The sequence below is a fragment of the Rhizobium terrae genome, assembly GCF_003425685.1.
Classification (GTDB): domain Bacteria; phylum Pseudomonadota; class Alphaproteobacteria; order Rhizobiales; family Rhizobiaceae; genus Neorhizobium; species Neorhizobium terrae.
Genome location: NZ_QJKM01000010.1, coordinates 231,438 through 248,927, shown reverse-complemented (window position 1 = coordinate 248,927; position 17,490 = coordinate 231,438). Strand labels below are relative to the sequence as shown.

Below are 17,490 nucleotides of genomic sequence, written 5' to 3'. Positions count from 1 at the left end.
ATGGCAGGATCACAGGGCAATCCTGCGTCGCGCGCGTCGATAGCTGCTTTTGCCGACTTCCATAAAATCGGTAAAAGTTCCACAAACTGTCATAAATCTGCAGCACTGCAACGGTAGTCGGGTCCAGGTGAAAATGGGCATGGAACGATGTTGCGTCTAACTGCGGCTGGTCGGCAGCGTGCAATCGCCAAACGAATAACTGAACAGCAGGGCGTCCGCATCAGCAGCATTGCCGAAGACTATGGCGTATCCCCGGAAACGATACGTCGCGACCTGCTCCTTTTGGAAAAGGAAGGCGCTATCCAGCGCGTTTACGGTGGGGCGATCGTAGCCGACCGTGGAGCCCCTATCCAGGAACGCATAAAGTTCCAATCGGAGGGGAAGGCCGCCATCGCGAAAATCGTGGCAAAGCTGGTGAAACCCAATCAGCGGGTGTTCATAAGCGGCGGCAGTTCCAATCTCGCGATTGCTCACGCGTTGCGGGATGCCGCTCCGTTGTTCGTAACCACCAACATGCCTGCCATTGCGGAGGCACTTCAAGGCCCGGCGGAGCACCGCGTATTTCTGACCGGTGGCGAATACATTCACTCCAGCGGCGTGCTCAATGGATCCCAGACGCTCGCCTCCATTTCCGACTGCGTGTTCGATCTTTCCATCATAGGTGCCTATGGCATCGACCTGAAATTCGGCCTGGTGGAATCGAGCCGCGAAAATCAGCAGCTCAAGCAGAGCTTGATCGAGCGCAGTCATAGCTCGATATTCGTCGCGGATAGTACCAAGTTTGGTGCATCTGGCGCCTTTTGCAGCGCACCGCTTTCCAAGGCAGGCACCATCGTCACGGATCAAATGCCCTCGGCGGAGTTCGCCGACGCTTTCGATCGGTTTGGTGTCAGGGTCATCTATCCGAACAAACCCGGGCGACGAGCCTTCGAAGTTTCCGATTTGGAGGAAGAACCGTGATGCCCACCCCCCGCAGGCGGCAAATCATAATTTTCGGTATAGACGGGCTTCGTCCCGATATGATCAGCGAAGTGACCACGCCCAACATTCATGCCTTGTACAGGAGGGGCGTGTGGGCGCGTCATCACAGGACGGTCTTTCCGAGCGAAACTCGTGGCGCGTTGACATCGCTTGTCACCGGATCACATCCCGAGACGCACGGCATTCTGGGAAATCAGTTTTTCGCCCGCCAGCATCTGGCGCATCAGACGGTCACCACCATGGCGGCCGACTGGTTCGACGCCGATCGCGCTTTGCCGGGAGGCATGGTGACGGCCATCGGCCTTTCGGAAATCCTGGCAAAAAACGGCCGCAGTTTCGCAGTCGTCACCTCGAGCGGGCAGGGATCGCTCTCGGCGTTGAACTGGCGCGGCGATATCTGTGGACAGGCCGGCTACAATGTCCGCCACCCCCAAACGGGTTTTCCCGATGCCATGGTTTCGCTGATCAGGGAAAGGCACCGGATCCCCGACGGCGGTCAGACGACCGGCACCGAGGCCAAGGCGGTCGAAGTGTTCGCAGGCACGATTTGGAAGGAGAGAAATCCGGACGTCTCGATAATCTGGCTCACGGAGGCCGACAGCGCCTCGCATCTTTCCGGGCTCGGCTCGCCCCAGCAGCTTGCCAAGATCGGAATGTGCGACAATGCCCTTGGAATGCTGCTCGATTGGCGCGACGCTCTTCCCGAGCGGGATGATGTCACCATTCTGGTGACATCAGATCATGGGCACTCGACGATCAAAGGGCTCATATCCGTCACAGACGAGCTCAGGAGCGCAGGCTTTTCCGCGGGCACCTCGTTTACCGAGGGGAATAACATTCTCGTGCGGCCCGGCCGTGCCGTGGGGATCTGGTTGCGCAATCCCGATCGCGCCCTGTCCCAGGACCTTTTCGATTTCTTCGTCGAACAGGATTGGTATGGCGGCGGATTCAGCAATGCCCGTGCACCGGGCGCGAACGAAGGCGTGATTGACGGCACGCTGGCTCTCGAATTGACGCGATCACGGCATTTTCGCGCTCCCGATCTCTGCATCAATCTCGCCGGTAACGATGAGAACAACGCCTATGGTATTCCCGGGAGCGCCTATTACGATCCCGGCGAATACAACATGCCTGTCGGCGGCGGCACGCATGGCGGACTGCACGTCAAGGAATTGTCTGCGCTGCTGATCGCTCATGGAGCGGATTTCTTGTCGAATGCGACGAGCGAGGTGCCGACCAGCATCGTCGACATTGCGCCGACGGTTCTGACGCTGCTCGGCCTCGACGTCCCGGCCACCGCCTCGGGACGGTTTCTTGCCGAACTCACCCAAAAACGGGACGGTTTGGGCGTTGGCCAGTTGGAGGTCAGAAGTTCCATCCGGCGGGGTAAGCAGGTTCTCCTGCGACTGTCGCAGGTGGGGGACAGACTTCTACCCGAGGATTGTACGGTGGTATCTTCTCACGGCATGTCGGCAAGTGAGAAGGCCGATGGCTCGCCTCTCGCCGAAATCCTTAAATAGCCGGGGTTCCGGTGACACGGGTGCTCTCTTGGCAATGCTTGTCGATCACCGAGTACTCTAGCTTCGCGAGCGCAGGGCGACGCCGCCCGTAAAAAGGATCGCGACTATCGAGGTCGAGCCGATCGACATTCGCAGACCGGTCAACTCGGACAGGAGGCCTATGGCAAAGGCGCCCGCGGCCGAGCCCGACAGGAAGATCAGGCTGAAGAGGGAGAGTAAGCGCCCGCGTATGTGGGAGTCAGCCGTCGTTTGAATGATGGTCTGCGATCCGACGCCTGCGAGAACGGTAAAAAAACCCGCGGAAGCCGCCGCGAAGGCGGCGGGCTCGAATATGGGGGCGACAGCAAAACTTAGAACCGAAAGCGCCGCTCCCATGCTTGCCGCGATGATGGAGCGAGAACTGAAGGACGAGACCCGACCTGCTATGAACAGGGCGGCCAGCAGGGAGCCCAGACCAAAGCTGGCTCCCAATCCCGCCAGCGTTGTCGCGCTGCCGCCCGCAAGATCTGCGGCAAGGCCTGGAAGCATGTCATAGAAGGGTCTCACTCCGAGGGCAGTAATGCCGTAGATGATGAAAACCAGCCTTAGCTGCGGCGTCGCCCGGATGTAGTCGATGCCCTGTCGAATTGCCGTCCATGGCCGATCTCGAGGCGCAGTTCCGGCTGCAGGATGCGGAGGAACGATCGGGCGGCTTCCGCGCACGCCGAGCAGAAATGCGATGCCGCAGGCGGAACCTGACATGAAGGCTTCCGCAACGCCCAAATGCGCGATGATAAGGCCGCCGAGGCCTGGGCCAGTCATCCGCGTCAGGTTCAGCACTATGGAGACTATGGCGGAGCCCTGCGCCCGATCTTCGGTCGGCAGCAAGTCCGACAATATCGCAAGTGTGGCGGGCAGGCGCACGGCGGCGAGCGATCCGCCGATGGCGGCGAAGGCCAGGGCGAGTTCGGGACCGATATCGGCAAACGATATCAGTAGACCCAGGACCGCGCCTTGGACGGTGAAAACGGTTTGTGTCGCCATGATCACCCGGTGGCTGCCATGGCGATCCACCAGAACGCCGCCGAACGGTGTGAAGACGAATGCGGGTACGAGTTCGGCGAGAAGCAGCAAGCCAAGCCAAAAGCCCGATTGGGTCAGTTCCCAGATATACCAGCCGAGCGCGGTGCGATGAATCCAGAGACCTGCAAGAGAAATCGTGCTCGCTATCGTATATCGCCTGAACTGGGAGTGCCGAAGGGCCGCGGGCAGGAAAGGGTGGTGCTTGCCGGCTGGAAGCCAAGCATCCTGGCTCATTGCCGGACAATCCGGATATCGAACGCAGCCGAGGGTTGATGGAGGGAGGCGGGCGCGTTCCGAGGGTTTATGGTCGCGACACTCCATTCGCTTGCCAGCATGCTGAAATAGGCGACGTCATTACGTGTGCCGCTTCGAGCCGTCGCGGATGCCCGCAGGGTTCCCTCATATGTCAGACCGAGCTTCGGCATCGCCTTGAGGCTTCTCAGATTGGAGGTGTGGACCCTTACTTCGGTCCGGTTGACATTCAATGTGTCGAAGACATGGCCGAGAATGGCTCGGTGCATCTCCCTGCTGGTGCCGGTTCCCCAAAAGCTGGGGTTGATCCATGTGCCGCCGAGCGTGAGGCAGGCATCCGGGATAGAGATCCTCATTAGCTTGATGGCCCCCGCGACCTTTCCCGTATCTTTATCGAAGATCGTGAACGGCACATGCTCCCGTCTCTCGTAGCCCCCCAGCATCGATTCGATATAGCGAGAAAATTCAACCGGATCTGAGGCGTCGAAGATCATGTGCTCCCAGATGGCGGGCGGCCGTGCGGCATCCCGAAGACCGGAAACGTCTGCTGGAGACATGATGCGGCATTCGACATTGCCGCTCTGCAATACAATCCCTTTCTGCGTGAATGGATCAATCATTTCCAGGTACCTCCCATAAACTCCATTTGCAGCTGACACTGTCGTCGACTGGTGCGGATATCCAGGTTTATCTTGTGTTTATTCGTAATGATTTGCAAATTTTATGAATTTATATTTGTATATATATTATTAAATGGAGTAATATTTGAAATATATTATGAAATATATTTATGATTGCTATTGCTTTGGTGCGGTTGTGGCTGGAAATTGTTGCAGGTCAGAAATTGTGCCGTGCAGGTCGCAACTGCCGAGATTGAACTTATGGATCTTGGACAGGAGGCAATTCGCTTCCCGGCGTGTTTGGCGCGGCAAGCGATACCGCATCGCCCAGAAACCACCGCCCGGTATCGGGCCTGTCCGTCTTGAGGGATCGAAAATGCAGCTTCGTCAAGTCTCGCCAATTCTTATGTCCGTGGTCGACGGACCGAATTTCATCACGTTCATAGGTGGCATGTCCGCCATGTTTGCCTGCCTCGCCGCGATGTCGGGGCAATATGCTCTTGCGCTGTCATTGGCGATGTGGGCTCACGTGGCGGACTCCGTCGACGGCTGGGTTGCTCGGCGGCAACCCCATCGTGCCGTGGAAATGCGGGATATCGGAAAGCATCTGGATTCGTTTGCCGACCTTTTGTCGTCGGGTGCTTTCCCCTTGGTGTTTCTGATCGCCTATGGAGGCGGAGACCTTATCGGTCTGGTGGGCGGCATCTGCTTGTGTTGCGCCGGCCTGCTGCGGCTCAGCTATTTCAATGTCCATGGCTTGACGGCCGGTGCTTTTGTGGGCCTGCCGCTCCCGCACAATATTCTTGTGATGGCGGCTTGTTATTGGGGTTTCGGCAGCCTCGGCATCCTTTCACCTCAATTGCTGGGCGCTGCTGCGATCCTGACGTCATTGCTTCATATCGCCCCCTTTCATTTCCCGAAAATGTCCGACGGCGCCGTTTGCCTCAGCATCCTTGCCTCGGCGATTGCCACCTATTCCGCGGTCGCCTTTTAGCAGCTGCCCGGTTTCGCATCGTTGAAGATTGGCCAACCATCAGGAGGAACTGGCTCGTGATAACCCATGCCATCATTGCGGCCGCGGGCCTTGGTACGCGTCTTCGGCCCTACACCGCCAACAAGCCCAAAGGCCTCGTAGAAGTTGCAGGCAGCCCTCTTCTTCCTCGGCTCGCCCGGCAGCTCGAACAGGCCGGCATCGAAGACATGACGACCGTCATCGGTTATCGCGGGGAGATGCTCGCCGCGGCGTTGAGCGGCGAACGTTGGCGCATGTCGATGACGCTCGTTTCGTCGATGGATTTCGAAACGTCCAACAACATCAGTTCGATCGCCGCTGCGCCGGTCCCCGATGGTCCGGTCCTAATCGCCGATTGCGACGTCCTACTGTCCCGCTTTCCCTCCGAATGGCTGCAGAAGGACGGTGCCGATCTGACGATACCGACGAGGCCGCTCCAGGACGGCGAGGCCGGTACGGTCGTGCGCGCGTTGCCCGGCGCACGTTGGAACATGACCGTATTGCGGCGCTCGCAGGATGCGAGGGTCGATGATCGCAAGTCGATCAGCCTCTACCTGCTGAAATCCCCGGCTCTCGTGGCCGAATTTTTCTCGGCCGTACGGATCGCATTCGCAAGCGGCCAGACCTCTCTTTATTACGAGGACGTGCTTTCGGAAATCGTCGCCCAGGACCGGTACAAGGTCAATGTGGTGAACATCGAGGACCTGGAGATCGACGCATTCGAGATCGACACCGTGCAGGATCTGCAGGCGGCCGAGATGACTCTGTCGGCACGGGCTTGGTCCGTTCATCCGAAACATTCTGCTATACGGAGCTAGACCATGCGAGCAAGCGCACTGGCAAATGGTCATCACGGCGAAATCCTGCAGGGAGTGTTTCGGGGCAGTGACGAGCACCTGCATCGCGGTTTGGTAACACTTCCATTCGGCTCACGTTATTCCATCGCCGTTGCCGAGCCGGTCGCCGGCGGCGAGGTCGTCCTGCAGCCGGATCACAAGACGAAGTCCAGAGAGGCGGCCCGGCTGTTTCTATCACAGATCGGCTATTCGGGGCCGGGAATGAAACTCACGGTCAGGTCCAATATTCCAGAAGGTTTCGGACTTGGCTCGTCAACGACCGACATCATCGCCACCGTCAGGGCCGCCGCCAAATTCGTAGGCTGGAATCTGAAGGCGAGTACGATCTTCAAGCTGGCCGTACGTGCCGAGACCGCAAGCGATGGCACGATGTTCTCGGGCAAGCCAAGGCTCGTCTGCCAGCGCGAGGGCACCGTGCTGGAGCGATATAAGCAGAAGCTTCCTTCTTTCTCGCTCATCAGCGTGAATGCGGCGCCCGATGCCCCCGTCGATACTCTCGTGCATCCGCCCGCCCGCTACACGCGGGATGAAATCGCCGAGTTTGACGAACTTCGAAAGCTTTTGCGCAGATCATTGCACCGCGGCAGCTTGCGCGATCTGGGCGAAGTAACGACCAGAAGCGCGATGATCAACCAGCGGCGCCTGCCGCAGCCCAATTTCGACGCCCTCCTCGAACTTTCGAGATCGGCGGGCGCCTATGGGTTGCAGGTCGCCCATAGCGGCCGGATGATCGGGATTCTGCTCGATCCCCGCGTCGATCGCCGCGATAAATTGGTCCAGCACATCCAGGCGGAATTGCTCCAGCTCAATATGTTCCCTGAATTTCACCGGTCTCCCCATCGCTGATCCTTGCGAAAGGTACGGTCATATCGTCAATCCCGGCGGGTTCCGATGTACTTGCCCGTCATTCCAGGGCCTGCATCCTCTCGATGCGGGCTCTTTCCGTGCAAACGCAGTCGCGTTGGATCAATATCTAATCTCCTCAAAGCTCCACATAGTCCACAAACTGTCACGAAACTGAAGCAGAGGGGAATTATTGGTTGCTGCACCATGATGGAGCAGCCGATGCTGACGATACAAAATGCCGCCGCGCAGCGTGCAAATGTGGGGATGACGGTCCGGTTAGGCCGGGGCCTATCTTTCGCGGCGAGACTATACGAACGCGCTCCCGGTCTGCCGCCGGTCGCCATGCCTCCGATGGTGTGGCGCAGCTGTGCGGCGGGGGCCGTATAGATGTCGTCCCGGATTCCGCAGCAGATGAGGATTGTTTCGTCGACGCGGTCGCTGTTGGCCGTCGAGCGCTTCGATCTTCCTGCCCAGCCCTTGATCACCGTCGCACACGGCACGCCCGGCCAGCGCATCTATGCCATTGGCGACCTCCATGGCCACCTGGATCTGCTGGTTGCCATGCTGAAGCTCATTTCCGACGACATTGATCGGTATCCGGCGGATGACGCTCTGCTGGTCTTCCTGGGAGACTATATCGACCGCGGCCCTAATTCCCGCCAGGTCATCGAACTTCTCTGCGGTCCCGTTCCGGCGGAGGATATGCCCGGTTGCCGGAAGGTTTTCCTTCGTGGAAACCATGAGCAGTTTCTGGTGGATTTCCTCGGGGGGAAGCCCGTCCTCGGCCAATGGGCGCCGAAAGGGGGGCTCGAGACCCTGGTTTCTTACGGGATATCGCCCGCTCTCGTCGCCAGGGGAGCGGATGATCCCTCGGCCTGCGAGGCCGTGCGGCTCCAGCTACTATCGGCCATGCCGGCATGGCATCGGGCTTTCGTCACGACCTTGCCGATGCATTGCATGCTGGAGGAATATTTCTTCGCGCATGCCGGCGTCGATCCCGATCGGCCCCTGAGCGATCAGAGCGATGAGGACCTGATTTGGATACGGCACAAATTCCTGAAGTCCAGCAAGGACTTTGGAAGGATTGTCGTGCACGGGCACACGCCATCTAGGTCGATCGAAAGCTTCCCGAATAGGATCAATGTCGACACGGGCGTCGATATGCATGGACGGCTCAGTTGCGTGGTGCTCGAAGGTTCCGACCGTCACTTTCTGCAGGTGCAACGGTCTTTGGCGACCTTCGGTGCTGGGACGAATGAAGAAGGCCCCCACGGAAGCGTTCTAAAGGAGGGCCGCAAATTAAGCTTGTAAATTTTGGAAATCCAATTCGCTCCTAGCAAGGACGCAAGACGCCGGCTGGAAGCGGATCCCCAATGCCAAGGATATCTGAACCCCTTCTCAATCCACCTGGAATGGAAACGATATGTCACGCCCTCACTTGTCCACCCGCCTGACGGGGATAAAATCACTTTTGCGAACTGCCTCGCTCATCGCAGCTTCGCTCTTTCCGATGACGATGGCGGCCACGCCCTCGCAAGCGCAGGATACCCGGCCGACCCTGACGGTTGCCCTTCAGCAACTGCCTGGATCGCTGGAGCCGGCGATGATGTCGGAAACCGCCGCGTTCCGGACGCTGCCCAGCATCTACGATTTCATCATCGGGACCGATTACAACAATCAGTTCAAGCAGGTTCCAAGCCTTGCGATCGCCTGGCGGAGCGTCGACAGCCGCACGGTTGAAGTCGATCTGCGCGCCGATGTCGTCATGCACGATGGTTCGGTGATGACTGCGGACGATGTCGCCTTTTCGTTCGGTCCCGATCGGTTGAGTACCAAGACGTCACCCGCCTACGCCACCAGCCGGCCTTACCTGGGCGTGCTGGAGAAGGTCGAGGCCGTTGACGCGGACACCGTCCGTTTCACGTCGAAGGCGCCCGATCCGGTATTCATCCAGCGGCTGGCCGGCTGGATGTCGCAGGTCGTCAGCAAAAAGGCTTTTCTGGCGGCCGGCAGTTTTGCAAATTGGCAGTTGGCGCCGGTCTCGACGGGGCCGTACAAGATCTCGGCCTGGAAGCCTCGGAAAGAACTCGTGCTCGTGGCGCATGACCAGTATTGGGGAGGCAGGCCCGCCTATCGTTCGATCCGCTTCGTCGAGGTTCCCGAACAATCCGCGCGCATTGCGGGTCTGGTCGCCCATGACTACGACGTCATCGCCGATATCGATCCCGATCAGGTGCCCCTGGTCGAGAAATACAACGATCTCAAGGTGGTTGGCGGAGATACCATCATCATGAGGACGATCCGCTTCGGCGTCCACCAGAAATTCCTCGCCGATCCGCGCATCCGTCTGGCGCTTTCTCTGGCCATCGATCGCGAGGCGATCGTCAAGGGGCTGTGGGGCGGTCGGGTTGCCGTCGCTCCCGGATTCCAGTTCCCCTACTATAACGACATGTTCATTCCCGAGCACAAGGCACCGGGCTACGATCCCGCCCGCGCGCGCAAATTGATGGTGGAAGCCGGCTATGATGGCTCGCCGATCCCCTATTATGTTCTCGAACACTGGTATCCGGTGGAAATGCCCACATCCGAGGCGATTGCCGCGATGTGGCAGGCGGTCGGCTTCAACATCGATATCCGCGTGCAGTCGAACTGGGACACCATATTGGTCAAGGACGCCGGTTTTATCTCGAATGGCGCCACGCTGATGAACGTTCCGGATCCTCTCGGCGGCGTCTGGCGCATCTATGGCAAAGGCAGCAGCGTCGATCAGCGCAATCAGTGGCGCAACGAGGAGTTCAACAAGCTGGGTCAGGTTCTCGAAACTTCGCTCGACAGCGCCGCGCGGCGCGAAGCGTTCAAGCGCATGCTCGACATCGTCGATTGGGAGGATATTCCGGGAACGGAATTACATATGAACGGCGCCTTCTACGGCGTTCGCAAAGACCTCAACTGGGCTCCGACCGCTGCTCCCTATCTGGATTTCCGCCCAGCCCCGAAGGCGGTCAACTAGATGTCCGCGTACGAACAAGCCATGGGTAGCCGATCTGATCGGGATGGCCCGGGCTGCATCAGGCTGCGCAGCGATGCGCAGCCTGAACCACCGCTTCTCTGCATTGAGGACTATTCGGTATCGTTCGATACTCCCGCCGGCCGGACCGTGGCCATCGAGGACATCAACCTCGAAATCGATCGCGGTCAGACCTATGCGTTCGTCGGCGAAAGCGGTAGCGGCAAGACGGTGACCTGCCTTGGGCTGGTTCGTCTCCTAAACGGAAAGCACGCGACGTCGGGGAGCATCTGGTTCGACGGCGTGAACCTCTGCGACATCCCGGTACGGGCTCTGGACGAGATTCGCGGGCGCCGGATCGGGGTCATCTTTCAAGATGCCGTTGGCAGCCTGGATCCCATCCGGACGGTCGGATCGCACTTCGCCGCCACCATTCGGCGCAACACGGGCCGGAGGGGCCCCGATGCATCACGGCATGCGGTCGAACTGCTCGCGGAAGTTGGCCTCGACGACGGCGCAGTGCTCGCAAAATATCCCCATGAACTGTCCGGCGGCATGGCGCAGCGCGTGGCGATCGCGCTGGCCCTTGTCGGCGATCCGGAGTTGATCATCGCCGATGAGCCGACAACGGCGCTCGATGCCGCAAACAAGGTTCGCATCCTCAATCTGCTCCGCCGGCTGTGCACGCAGCGCAATGCGGCGCTCATATTCGTGACACACGACCTACTTGCCGCCGCAAAGTTATGCGACCACGTCGCGGTTTTTTATGCGGGCAGGATCGTGGAGGTTGCGCAGCTTGACGTCGGTTTTTCAAAACTGAGGCATCCCTACAGCATCGCGCTTCTTCGAAGCGTGCCCAGGCTGGTGGGAGATCCTGCCCCGCGACCCATACCGGGCGAGATGCCGTCATTTGCCGACCGGGATGCCCTTTGCCGGTTTCGGGACCGTTGCGAATATAGCGTGGAAAGATGCCGAACCGTCGCCCCCGGTCCGGACCGCTTCCGACGCATGCATGTGCAATGCCATTTCCCGGTGAATACTACCTTCGGCACTGCGGTCCCGGAGACGGCCGACTTGAGCCGGAGCGTGAAGTTTCCGGCTACGGCACCATCGTCGAACGCGCCTGTCGTTGAATTGCGGAATGTCGGTAAGATCTTCGGCGGCAAGCGGCTCAACCCATTTGCAGCCGACAATCGGCATGTCGCCCTGACGGGGATCGATTTGGCCATTGGCAGAGGCGAATGCGTCGCGCTGATCGGCGAAAGCGGAAGTGGAAAATCAACGATCGGCCGGATCATTCTCGGTCTCGACCAGCCGACGACCGGTACGGTAAAGTACAATTTTGCAGCAAATGATGGAGGACCGAGGAAGACGACGAGGCAATATCCCGTCCAGATTATCTTTCAGGATGCCCGATCGGCCCTGGATCCGCGGCTGAATATCGGTCAGCAGATCGAGGAGCCGCTTCGCGTGAACCATCTGGGCACTGCGCACATGCGGCGGAAACGCGTTGCCGAGATGCTCGATCTCGTCCACCTCAGCCCTTCGTTCGCCACGGCGCTTCCCCATGAGCTGAGTGGCGGCCAGTTGCAGAGGGTAGAGATCGCCCGCGCCTTGGTGATGAACCCGTCCCTTTTGGTATGCGACGAACCGACGTCGGCTCTCGACGTCTCGATACAGGCCCAGATCATCAATCTCCTGATGCACTTGAAACAATCCCTCGAACTGTCGCTCCTGTTCATTACCCACGATATTGCCGCTGCAAGGCCGCTTGCCGACCGTATCGCGGTGCTACGCCAGGGAGCCCTCGTCGAAATAGGAGAGACGGAGCGCATTTTGCGGCAGGCAAGGCATCCCTACACCCAGGAACTGATCACCCTTACCGCATACGAGAATCTTGCGGCCTCGGGAGACCACCAGATGCCGCCCGAACCGCGACAGGCCGTCTCCCGCCGCCAGCAGTATCAGGACATATCCGCATGACGATGTTCATCCTGTCGAAACTGTCCCGCGCTGTCTTGACCATCCTGCTGGCCCTGGCTTTCGCTTTTTTTCTCATGAGGATTGCCGGTGATCCTGCGCTGGCATTCCTGGGCGTCGATGCCACTCCCGAAGCGGTTGCGATATTCCGTGAGAAATTCGGTCTCGATCAGCCGCTTCCGGTTCAATTCCTCTACTACATGGCCAATCTTGCCCATGGCGATTTCGGCGTGTCGCTCCGCGAAGGGCGCCCGGTGATCGTCGTCGTTTCGGAAGTTGTCCCGAAGACGCTGCAATTGATGGGCTTGGGGTTCGGCCTTGCCATGTTGATTGGGCTTCCCGCTGGTATTCTCGCCGCGGTCTATCGCGGACAATTCATCGATCGCCTGGTCATGGTCGGCTCGGTCATCGGCTTCAGCTTGCCGAATTTCCTGCTGGGCCTCATGCTCCTGCTGATCTTCACGCTGTGGCTTCGCCTTCTGCCATCGGGAGGGGCAGACACTGCCGTCAGTTTCATCATGCCCACTGTCACACTCGCGACCGCTTTCATAGGTGTTGTTTCCCGATACACGCGGTCGTCGATGATTGGGGTGCTGAACCGGCCTTTTCTTCGGGCCGCACGGGCGCGGGGACTGCCGGCTTCGACCGTTCTCTGGAGGCATGCCCTTCCGAATGCGGCTATCCCGATCGTCACGGTGACCGGCCTGATGTTCGGCGGTCTGCTCGGCGGCGCATCCGTCATCGAGACCGTGTTTGCCTGGCCCGGCATGGGGCGGCTGCTCGTTACCTCCGTTCTCTCAAGCGATCTGCCCGTCATTCAGTTCATCGTGATCTTGCTCGTCATCACCATGATATTCACCAATTTCGCGGTCGACGTCCTGTACCGGATCCTGGATCCCCGAATCGGACACCGCGGATCCATGCCAGTTGCGGGGAGCGCAAGATGACCGATCTCTCGACCAAACCGCTTGCTATGTGGCTCCGGCTTCCGAAACTCTCGGCGGCAGGCTCGATTTGCGGGTTATGGCTTCTGATAATAGTCATCGCCGGTTTCGCGGGACCGGCGATCCTGGGGATCGATCCCAACGGCGTCGATCTGCTCGCCCGCCTGCGTCCTCCTGTCGGGTTCGGAGGAACGGTTGATCATCTGCTGGGAACCGATCAGCTGGGACGCGATATTCTGATCAGAATTTGCCATGCCGTCCGCGTCAGCCTTCTCCTTGCGCTGTTCGGAACGCTAATCGGCGCGGCGATTGGCATCTCGACTGGTTTCCTTGCCGCTCACTTCGGAGGCGTGGTCGACGACGTCATCTCGACCCTGATCGACTTTCAGGCCGCGATGCCCTTCCTGATCCTGGCGATTGCCGCCGTTGCGACGCTCGGCTCGAATATCGCCGTGCTTCTCGTTCTCGTGTCCGTCTTCGGATGGGAGAGATATGCCCGCCTGTCTCGGGGTCTGGCGCTTTCCTATCTGAACAACGGATATGTCGTGGCGGCGCAGACCTATGGGGCGGGCTGGGGCACGATCTACAGCCGTCATATCCTGCTCAACATTCTCGCCATACTCATCGTCAACATCACGCTGACATTTCCGGAGATTCTGATGCTCGAGACGACGCTCAGCTTTCTGGGACTAGGCGTGCAGCCTCCGCATGCAAGCCTCGGCTCGATGATGAACTACGGACGCGACCAGTTGTTCAAGGCCTGGTGGATCAGTATCTTGCCGGGCCTCGCGATTTTCCTGACGACCCTGGCCGTCAGCACGATCGGGGATATCCTCTCCAATCGTCTTTCAATCGACCGGCGGTAATGTCCGAAGCATCGCTTCCTTCCGCCAGTCGATTATCGATGGGGAAAGGGCGACGCCGTCAAGCGACTTTAGGGCGGAGTGAAGCGGCTTGAAACGGCCTTCCCGAGGCATGCGCAATCCCGAAGGATCGGGCGAGGCTTTCCATGACGAGGCGGGGCAGGGCTGAAGTCTTCAGGGCAAAGATTTCGTGCACGGCATCTCTCGTCGATCCTCCCTCGATCATCGCGTCGAGCAGTCTTGTTAGGTGCGACGACAATGCTTCGCGGATTTCCGGATCATCCACTTCCAGAATCGTTATGAAATGGGTTCGATCATTGAAGTTCTGGATGATCTCGCGAAATTCGAGATTGCCGCCGAGTGCAGCGATCGCCAGCCATAATGCTTCCATCGTCCCGGTCAGGTCGGTGTCGGTACCGAGGCGGGCGGTTTGGCCGGACATCGTTTCGAATTGTTGCTTCCACGCCTGCATCTGGCCTCGGATCGAAGCCTGAGGCTGTTTGCCTGCGCAGGTACCGAGAACGACGGTCGCCAGTTCATGAAGCTGCAGAAGCTCTTCCAGCAACGGCGATTTCAGGAAAAAACCCTTGTTCGGGACCGAAGTCACCAGGCGTTCGGAGGTCAGCCTGATCAGCGCTTCCCGGACGGGCGTAAGGCTCACCTTCAATACGTCCGCGAGTTCGACGATGTTCAATCGTTCTCCCGGGATATTCGTGCCGTTGATGATGTAATCCTTCAGAAGTGCGTAAATAACATCGGGTCGATCGTCGGTTTCCTTCTGGCGGCGAAGTTTCAATGTCTCGTATTGCATAGGAATTCGGTGCTCCATCAACTCAGGTAGGCGTTGCATGCATTCGAGTAATGGGGCGTCCCGCTGCTGCGCGGAAAGCCGGAAGCTTTTGGGTCGTTCCGACATCGCCCTTCATCGCGTCTGGGTGCACAAACAGCGGCTTCGATGCCCATGGCAGCTAGGTGATTGCCCGGATGGCATCAAGTCATTGCCGGATTGTCATCGAGCCCTAGCACCTGTGAATATCGATTTCACCTCGGTCATTGTCATCTAATCTTCATGAAGTTCAGGTTTGCTAAAAATAAATATGTTTGCAAGATTATAATATGATATAATTGAATATACATCGATATATCCGAATAATACGTGGATATATCTCGCGAATATCCGCCTTTACACGGTGTGCCCCATATTTTGAAGGCAGGTGCGGATATATATCAATAGCTGCATATACGCTGGAATGTGCATGACGGAAGAGCGCGGCTGACGGAACGGACGGTTGGTGCAGCCACGGGCCGGAGTAATTCTGTTGATCGGAAGTTTCGTCTCCGGAAAATGTAGGAGAGCAGGTTTGGCAATTGCCGGAAGAGGCTTGCAACCAGATGAATAAAGCGGTTGTTTGGCGCAGATTGCGGAGGATGCCGGCGCGCGGATTTCTTCCTTGAAGGGTTCGGGAATGCATTTACCAGAGGGATATTCTTCTCATGACGCCCTGAAAATGCTGCGCGACGACTTCGATTTTGCGTATGTGCTTATGAAATATGCTGTTCGCAAGGAGATCGGTTCCTTCACATTTGCCGGTCTACGGGTTCCGGCTGTTTTGGAAAGTGTTTCAGGCGCCCCATCGGTGTCACTGCCTGCAGGCATCAGCCTGGAAGTCGTGATTTTCCAGGATCATTTACATGACCGCATCACGATGCTGGCGCGCAACAATCGAATGCTGCGCGAAATATGGGCGTTCAACGAGCGATCAAGAGCGTTCCGGGAGTTCGAACTCCTGAACGCCGATACTGCGCCGGAGGCTCTGCATCTGACGGCTGATCTGGTGACGGCGTTGCGCACGTGTGCAAAACGGCAGGTTGTAAATGCATTAAACGCCAGCCTTGAAGCGCGGCTTCGCTGGATAGACATATTCGCTAGAAAACTCACGATTCCGTAGGGGGAATTCGCCTTACGACAGAAATGTGACTATGCAACTTACTCTACGTATAATATGTTCCGTGCACGTCTCGGACTGGCGTCGCGGTGAGGCTGCATGCCGGACAATAACTGATAGCGGTAGCATTGGGCTCGCCTCACCGGTTTCGCCAGAGGTGCGCTCCGCGTGCAAAAGCTGAGGGTAGACACACCCCGTCACCCCTGGCTTGGAGGAACAGATGTATATGTATCGTGAAAATGACGGTAGCGAGGAGAGGGGAGTATCCGATCGCTTCAAGACCGGCCAGGTCTATGCCCGATTAAAACATCTCTTGGTTTCTCAAAAAGTGCCTCCCCACACGAAGCTCGATGCCGGTATTCTTGCTCAACGGCTCAGCATGAGCAGGACGCCCGTGCGGGAAGCTCTCATTCACCTTGCGATCGAGGATGTCATTTTAAACATTCCCGGCAGCGGTTATTTTTCCAAACCCTTGAATGTCGAGGAAATCGCGGAAGACTATGATCTGGCATTGACCATCCTTCGGCATGTTATCGATGCCGACATGGAAATGGTCCGAAAGGTGCATCTTGGGCTTCCGAAGTTCCCCGTCTTCTCGACGCCCTCCGCCGACCATGCAGATATCGCCCTGCTCTTCAAAGACTTCATCGAGGAACTGTACGAGGGCGTTGCGAAGATGGCCGGCAATAGGAAATATCAGCAGGTCGTTCACGCCTTCAACAGTCGGACGGGCCTTGTGCGCTATCTGGATCTTCAGCGTCCTGATCGGTTTACACAAATCGCTGACGATATGGGCGAACTCGTGGAGCTTTTGGACCGGAGGCAGGCAAAGGGTGCAATCGCCAATCTCAATCGGCAATTCAAGAGCAAGATTGATATCCTCTATGAACTTGTGAAGGAAGGAAATCTTCGCTCCGCCAATGCGAGTGCAAACTGGCTGAACCTGCTGGATTAACGTCGCTTATCGGCGTCGTCGGAGGCGGTCTCGAGAACGATCCGACAAGGGCAGGGGTGGGCGTCCGATCGCGAGAGGTTCTATCGCCTGAATAGGCAAAAGGGAAAGTTCCATGGGCCTGCTTTCCACGGGATTCGGTTCGATCGAAAAAGGTCGAGGCCTGCAGAACGATTTCGAAATCGAATATGCATTTCAGCGTTTTGCAATCGAAAAGAATATCGCGGAGTTCACCCTTGTCGGGTTGCGTCCACCGGCAATCGTAACCGATTGGAGTTACGCGCCGTTTTATTCGGATGCCTCGGCCGCGGAAGGGGAGGTCGTCATCATCTTCCAGGAACGATTGGACGAACGGATCGGGTCCTTGTCTGGAAATCATGCTCTAATGCGGCAGCATTGGGAGATTCTCGAAAGAACGCATGATTTCCGCCTACAGGAATATCTCGAACCGACACTTTGTCTTCAGATACTCAGGGAAACGGCTGATCTGGTGACGGCGCTCACCGGCCGCGCCATGGAAAGGGCAGGATCAATTCTCGCCGAGCGCTTGCAGCGGCGCTGCGACATCGTCAACGGCCGCCCGCCGAAGGTCTGCAGGCCAAGGCTTCACCTCGTGCCACGGGCCGAACCTTGAACCTGGTCGAATCG

At 58.2% G+C, this 17,490-nt stretch carries 16 protein-coding genes; 13 read left to right on the top strand and 3 right to left on the bottom strand.

What is annotated here, in order from left to right; all coding sequences use genetic code 11:
- Positions 1-147 precede the first annotated feature (147 nt).
- Both DMO26_RS20345 and DMO26_RS20340 read left to right on the top strand, forming a co-directional pair.
- Positions 148-960 carry a DeoR/GlpR family DNA-binding transcription regulator gene (locus DMO26_RS20345; protein ID WP_117193988.1) on the top strand — a complete coding sequence of 271 codons (813 nt, stop codon included), beginning with the start codon at positions 148-150 and terminating at the stop codon, positions 958-960.
- Complete coding sequence (locus tag DMO26_RS20340) at positions 960-2,501, top strand: alkaline phosphatase family protein (protein WP_117193987.1); 1,542 nt, start codon at positions 960-962, stop codon at positions 2,499-2,501. The genes DMO26_RS20345 and DMO26_RS20340 overlap by 1 nt, the downstream gene beginning before the upstream one ends.
- A 57-nt stretch (positions 2,502-2,558) precedes the next feature.
- Here DMO26_RS20340 and DMO26_RS20335 read toward each other — a convergent pair whose 3' ends face one another.
- Both DMO26_RS20335 and DMO26_RS20330 read right to left on the bottom strand, forming a co-directional pair.
- On the bottom strand, positions 2,559-3,797 hold the full coding sequence (locus DMO26_RS20335; protein WP_162894992.1) for an MFS transporter: 1,239 nt from the start codon (positions 3,795-3,797) through the stop codon (positions 2,559-2,561).
- Positions 3,794-4,435, bottom strand: a complete 642-nt coding sequence (locus tag DMO26_RS20330) for a GNAT family N-acetyltransferase (protein WP_117194013.1) — start codon at positions 4,433-4,435, stop codon at positions 3,794-3,796. Before DMO26_RS20330 ends, DMO26_RS20335 begins: the two co-directional genes overlap by 4 nt.
- A gap of 376 nt (positions 4,436-4,811) precedes the next feature.
- Between DMO26_RS20330 and DMO26_RS20325 the strand changes: the two genes are divergently transcribed.
- The 8 genes from DMO26_RS20325 to DMO26_RS20285 all read left to right on the top strand — a co-directional run bounded on the left by DMO26_RS20325 (position 4,812) and on the right by DMO26_RS20285 (position 13,947).
- Positions 4,812-5,429 (top strand): CDP-alcohol phosphatidyltransferase family protein, encoded by a 618-nt coding sequence (locus DMO26_RS20325; RefSeq protein WP_162894991.1) that lies wholly within the window; start codon positions 4,812-4,814, stop codon positions 5,427-5,429.
- Positions 5,430-5,485: 56 nt separating this feature from the next.
- The gene (locus DMO26_RS33770; protein ID WP_162894990.1) at positions 5,486-6,265 is read left to right on the top strand and encodes a phosphocholine cytidylyltransferase family protein; all 780 of its coding nucleotides are present in this window, start codon (positions 5,486-5,488) and stop codon (positions 6,263-6,265) included.
- Positions 6,266-6,268: 3 nt separating this feature from the next.
- Positions 6,269-7,150, top strand: coding sequence for a GHMP family kinase ATP-binding protein (locus DMO26_RS20315; protein WP_117193984.1), 882 nt, complete (start codon positions 6,269-6,271; stop codon positions 7,148-7,150).
- 411 nt (positions 7,151-7,561) lie between these two features.
- Positions 7,562-8,461 (top strand): metallophosphoesterase family protein, encoded by a 900-nt coding sequence (locus tag DMO26_RS20305; RefSeq protein ID WP_162894989.1) that lies wholly within the window; start codon positions 7,562-7,564, stop codon positions 8,459-8,461.
- A 112-nt stretch (positions 8,462-8,573) separates the two neighbouring features.
- Positions 8,574-10,160: an ABC transporter substrate-binding protein gene (locus tag DMO26_RS20300; RefSeq protein WP_117193981.1), complete on the top strand. Its 1,587-nt coding sequence runs from the start codon at positions 8,574-8,576 to the stop codon at positions 10,158-10,160.
- A 21-nt stretch (positions 10,161-10,181) separates the two neighbouring features.
- On the top strand, positions 10,182-12,140 hold the full coding sequence (locus DMO26_RS20295) for a dipeptide ABC transporter ATP-binding protein (protein ID WP_162894988.1): 1,959 nt from the start codon (positions 10,182-10,184) through the stop codon (positions 12,138-12,140).
- Entirely contained in the window at positions 12,137-13,084 is a 948-nt protein-coding gene (locus tag DMO26_RS20290) for an ABC transporter permease (RefSeq protein ID WP_117193979.1), read from the top strand. Before DMO26_RS20295 ends, DMO26_RS20290 begins: the two co-directional genes overlap by 4 nt.
- Positions 13,081-13,947: an ABC transporter permease gene (locus tag DMO26_RS20285; protein ID WP_117193978.1), complete on the top strand. Its 867-nt coding sequence runs from the start codon at positions 13,081-13,083 to the stop codon at positions 13,945-13,947. The genes DMO26_RS20290 and DMO26_RS20285 overlap by 4 nt, the downstream gene beginning before the upstream one ends.
- A gap of 58 nt (positions 13,948-14,005) precedes the next feature.
- Here DMO26_RS20285 and DMO26_RS20280 read toward each other — a convergent pair whose 3' ends face one another.
- The gene (locus DMO26_RS20280) at positions 14,006-14,755 is read right to left on the bottom strand and encodes a GntR family transcriptional regulator (RefSeq protein WP_162894987.1); all 750 of its coding nucleotides are present in this window, start codon (positions 14,753-14,755) and stop codon (positions 14,006-14,008) included.
- Between the two features lie 598 nt (positions 14,756-15,353).
- On the opposite strand from DMO26_RS20280, the gene DMO26_RS20275 reads away from it, so the two are divergent.
- The 3 genes from DMO26_RS20275 to DMO26_RS20265 all read left to right on the top strand — a co-directional run bounded on the left by DMO26_RS20275 (position 15,354) and on the right by DMO26_RS20265 (position 17,476).
- Entirely contained in the window at positions 15,354-15,893 is a 540-nt protein-coding gene (locus tag DMO26_RS20275) for a hypothetical protein (RefSeq protein ID WP_117193976.1), read from the top strand.
- Positions 15,894-16,110: 217 nt separating this feature from the next.
- The gene (locus tag DMO26_RS20270) at positions 16,111-16,845 is read left to right on the top strand and encodes a GntR family transcriptional regulator (protein WP_117193975.1); all 735 of its coding nucleotides are present in this window, start codon (positions 16,111-16,113) and stop codon (positions 16,843-16,845) included.
- Positions 16,846-16,957: 112 nt separating this feature from the next.
- A complete protein-coding gene (locus DMO26_RS20265; protein WP_117193974.1) occupies positions 16,958-17,476 on the top strand; it encodes a hypothetical protein in 519 nt (172 codons plus the stop codon).
- The last annotated feature ends 14 nt before the right edge of the window (positions 17,477-17,490 follow it).

Coding starts and splice junctions, on each gene's coding strand:
- DMO26_RS20280 (WP_162894987.1), bottom strand. CDS start 14,755: ATGCAATACGAGACATTGAAACTTCGCCGCCAGAAGGAAACCGACGAT.
- DMO26_RS20340 (WP_117193987.1), top strand. CDS start 960: ATGCCCACCCCCCGCAGGCGGCAAATCATAATTTTCGGTATAGACGGG.
- DMO26_RS20345 (WP_117193988.1), top strand. CDS start 148: ATGTTGCGTCTAACTGCGGCTGGTCGGCAGCGTGCAATCGCCAAACGA.
- DMO26_RS20290 (WP_117193979.1), top strand. CDS start 12,137: ATGACGATGTTCATCCTGTCGAAACTGTCCCGCGCTGTCTTGACCATC.
- DMO26_RS20270 (WP_117193975.1), top strand. CDS start 16,111: ATGTATATGTATCGTGAAAATGACGGTAGCGAGGAGAGGGGAGTATCC.
- DMO26_RS20335 (WP_162894992.1), bottom strand. CDS start 3,797: ATGAGCCAGGATGCTTGGCTTCCAGCCGGCAAGCACCACCCTTTCCTG.
- DMO26_RS20325 (WP_162894991.1), top strand. CDS start 4,812: ATGCAGCTTCGTCAAGTCTCGCCAATTCTTATGTCCGTGGTCGACGGA.
- DMO26_RS20315 (WP_117193984.1), top strand. CDS start 6,269: ATGCGAGCAAGCGCACTGGCAAATGGTCATCACGGCGAAATCCTGCAG.
- DMO26_RS20265 (WP_117193974.1), top strand. CDS start 16,958: ATGGGCCTGCTTTCCACGGGATTCGGTTCGATCGAAAAAGGTCGAGGC.
- DMO26_RS20305 (WP_162894989.1), top strand. CDS start 7,562: ATGAGGATTGTTTCGTCGACGCGGTCGCTGTTGGCCGTCGAGCGCTTC.
- DMO26_RS20300 (WP_117193981.1), top strand. CDS start 8,574: ATGTCACGCCCTCACTTGTCCACCCGCCTGACGGGGATAAAATCACTT.
- DMO26_RS20295 (WP_162894988.1), top strand. CDS start 10,182: ATGGGTAGCCGATCTGATCGGGATGGCCCGGGCTGCATCAGGCTGCGC.
- DMO26_RS20330 (WP_117194013.1), bottom strand. CDS start 4,435: ATGATTGATCCATTCACGCAGAAAGGGATTGTATTGCAGAGCGGCAAT.
- DMO26_RS20285 (WP_117193978.1), top strand. CDS start 13,081: ATGACCGATCTCTCGACCAAACCGCTTGCTATGTGGCTCCGGCTTCCG.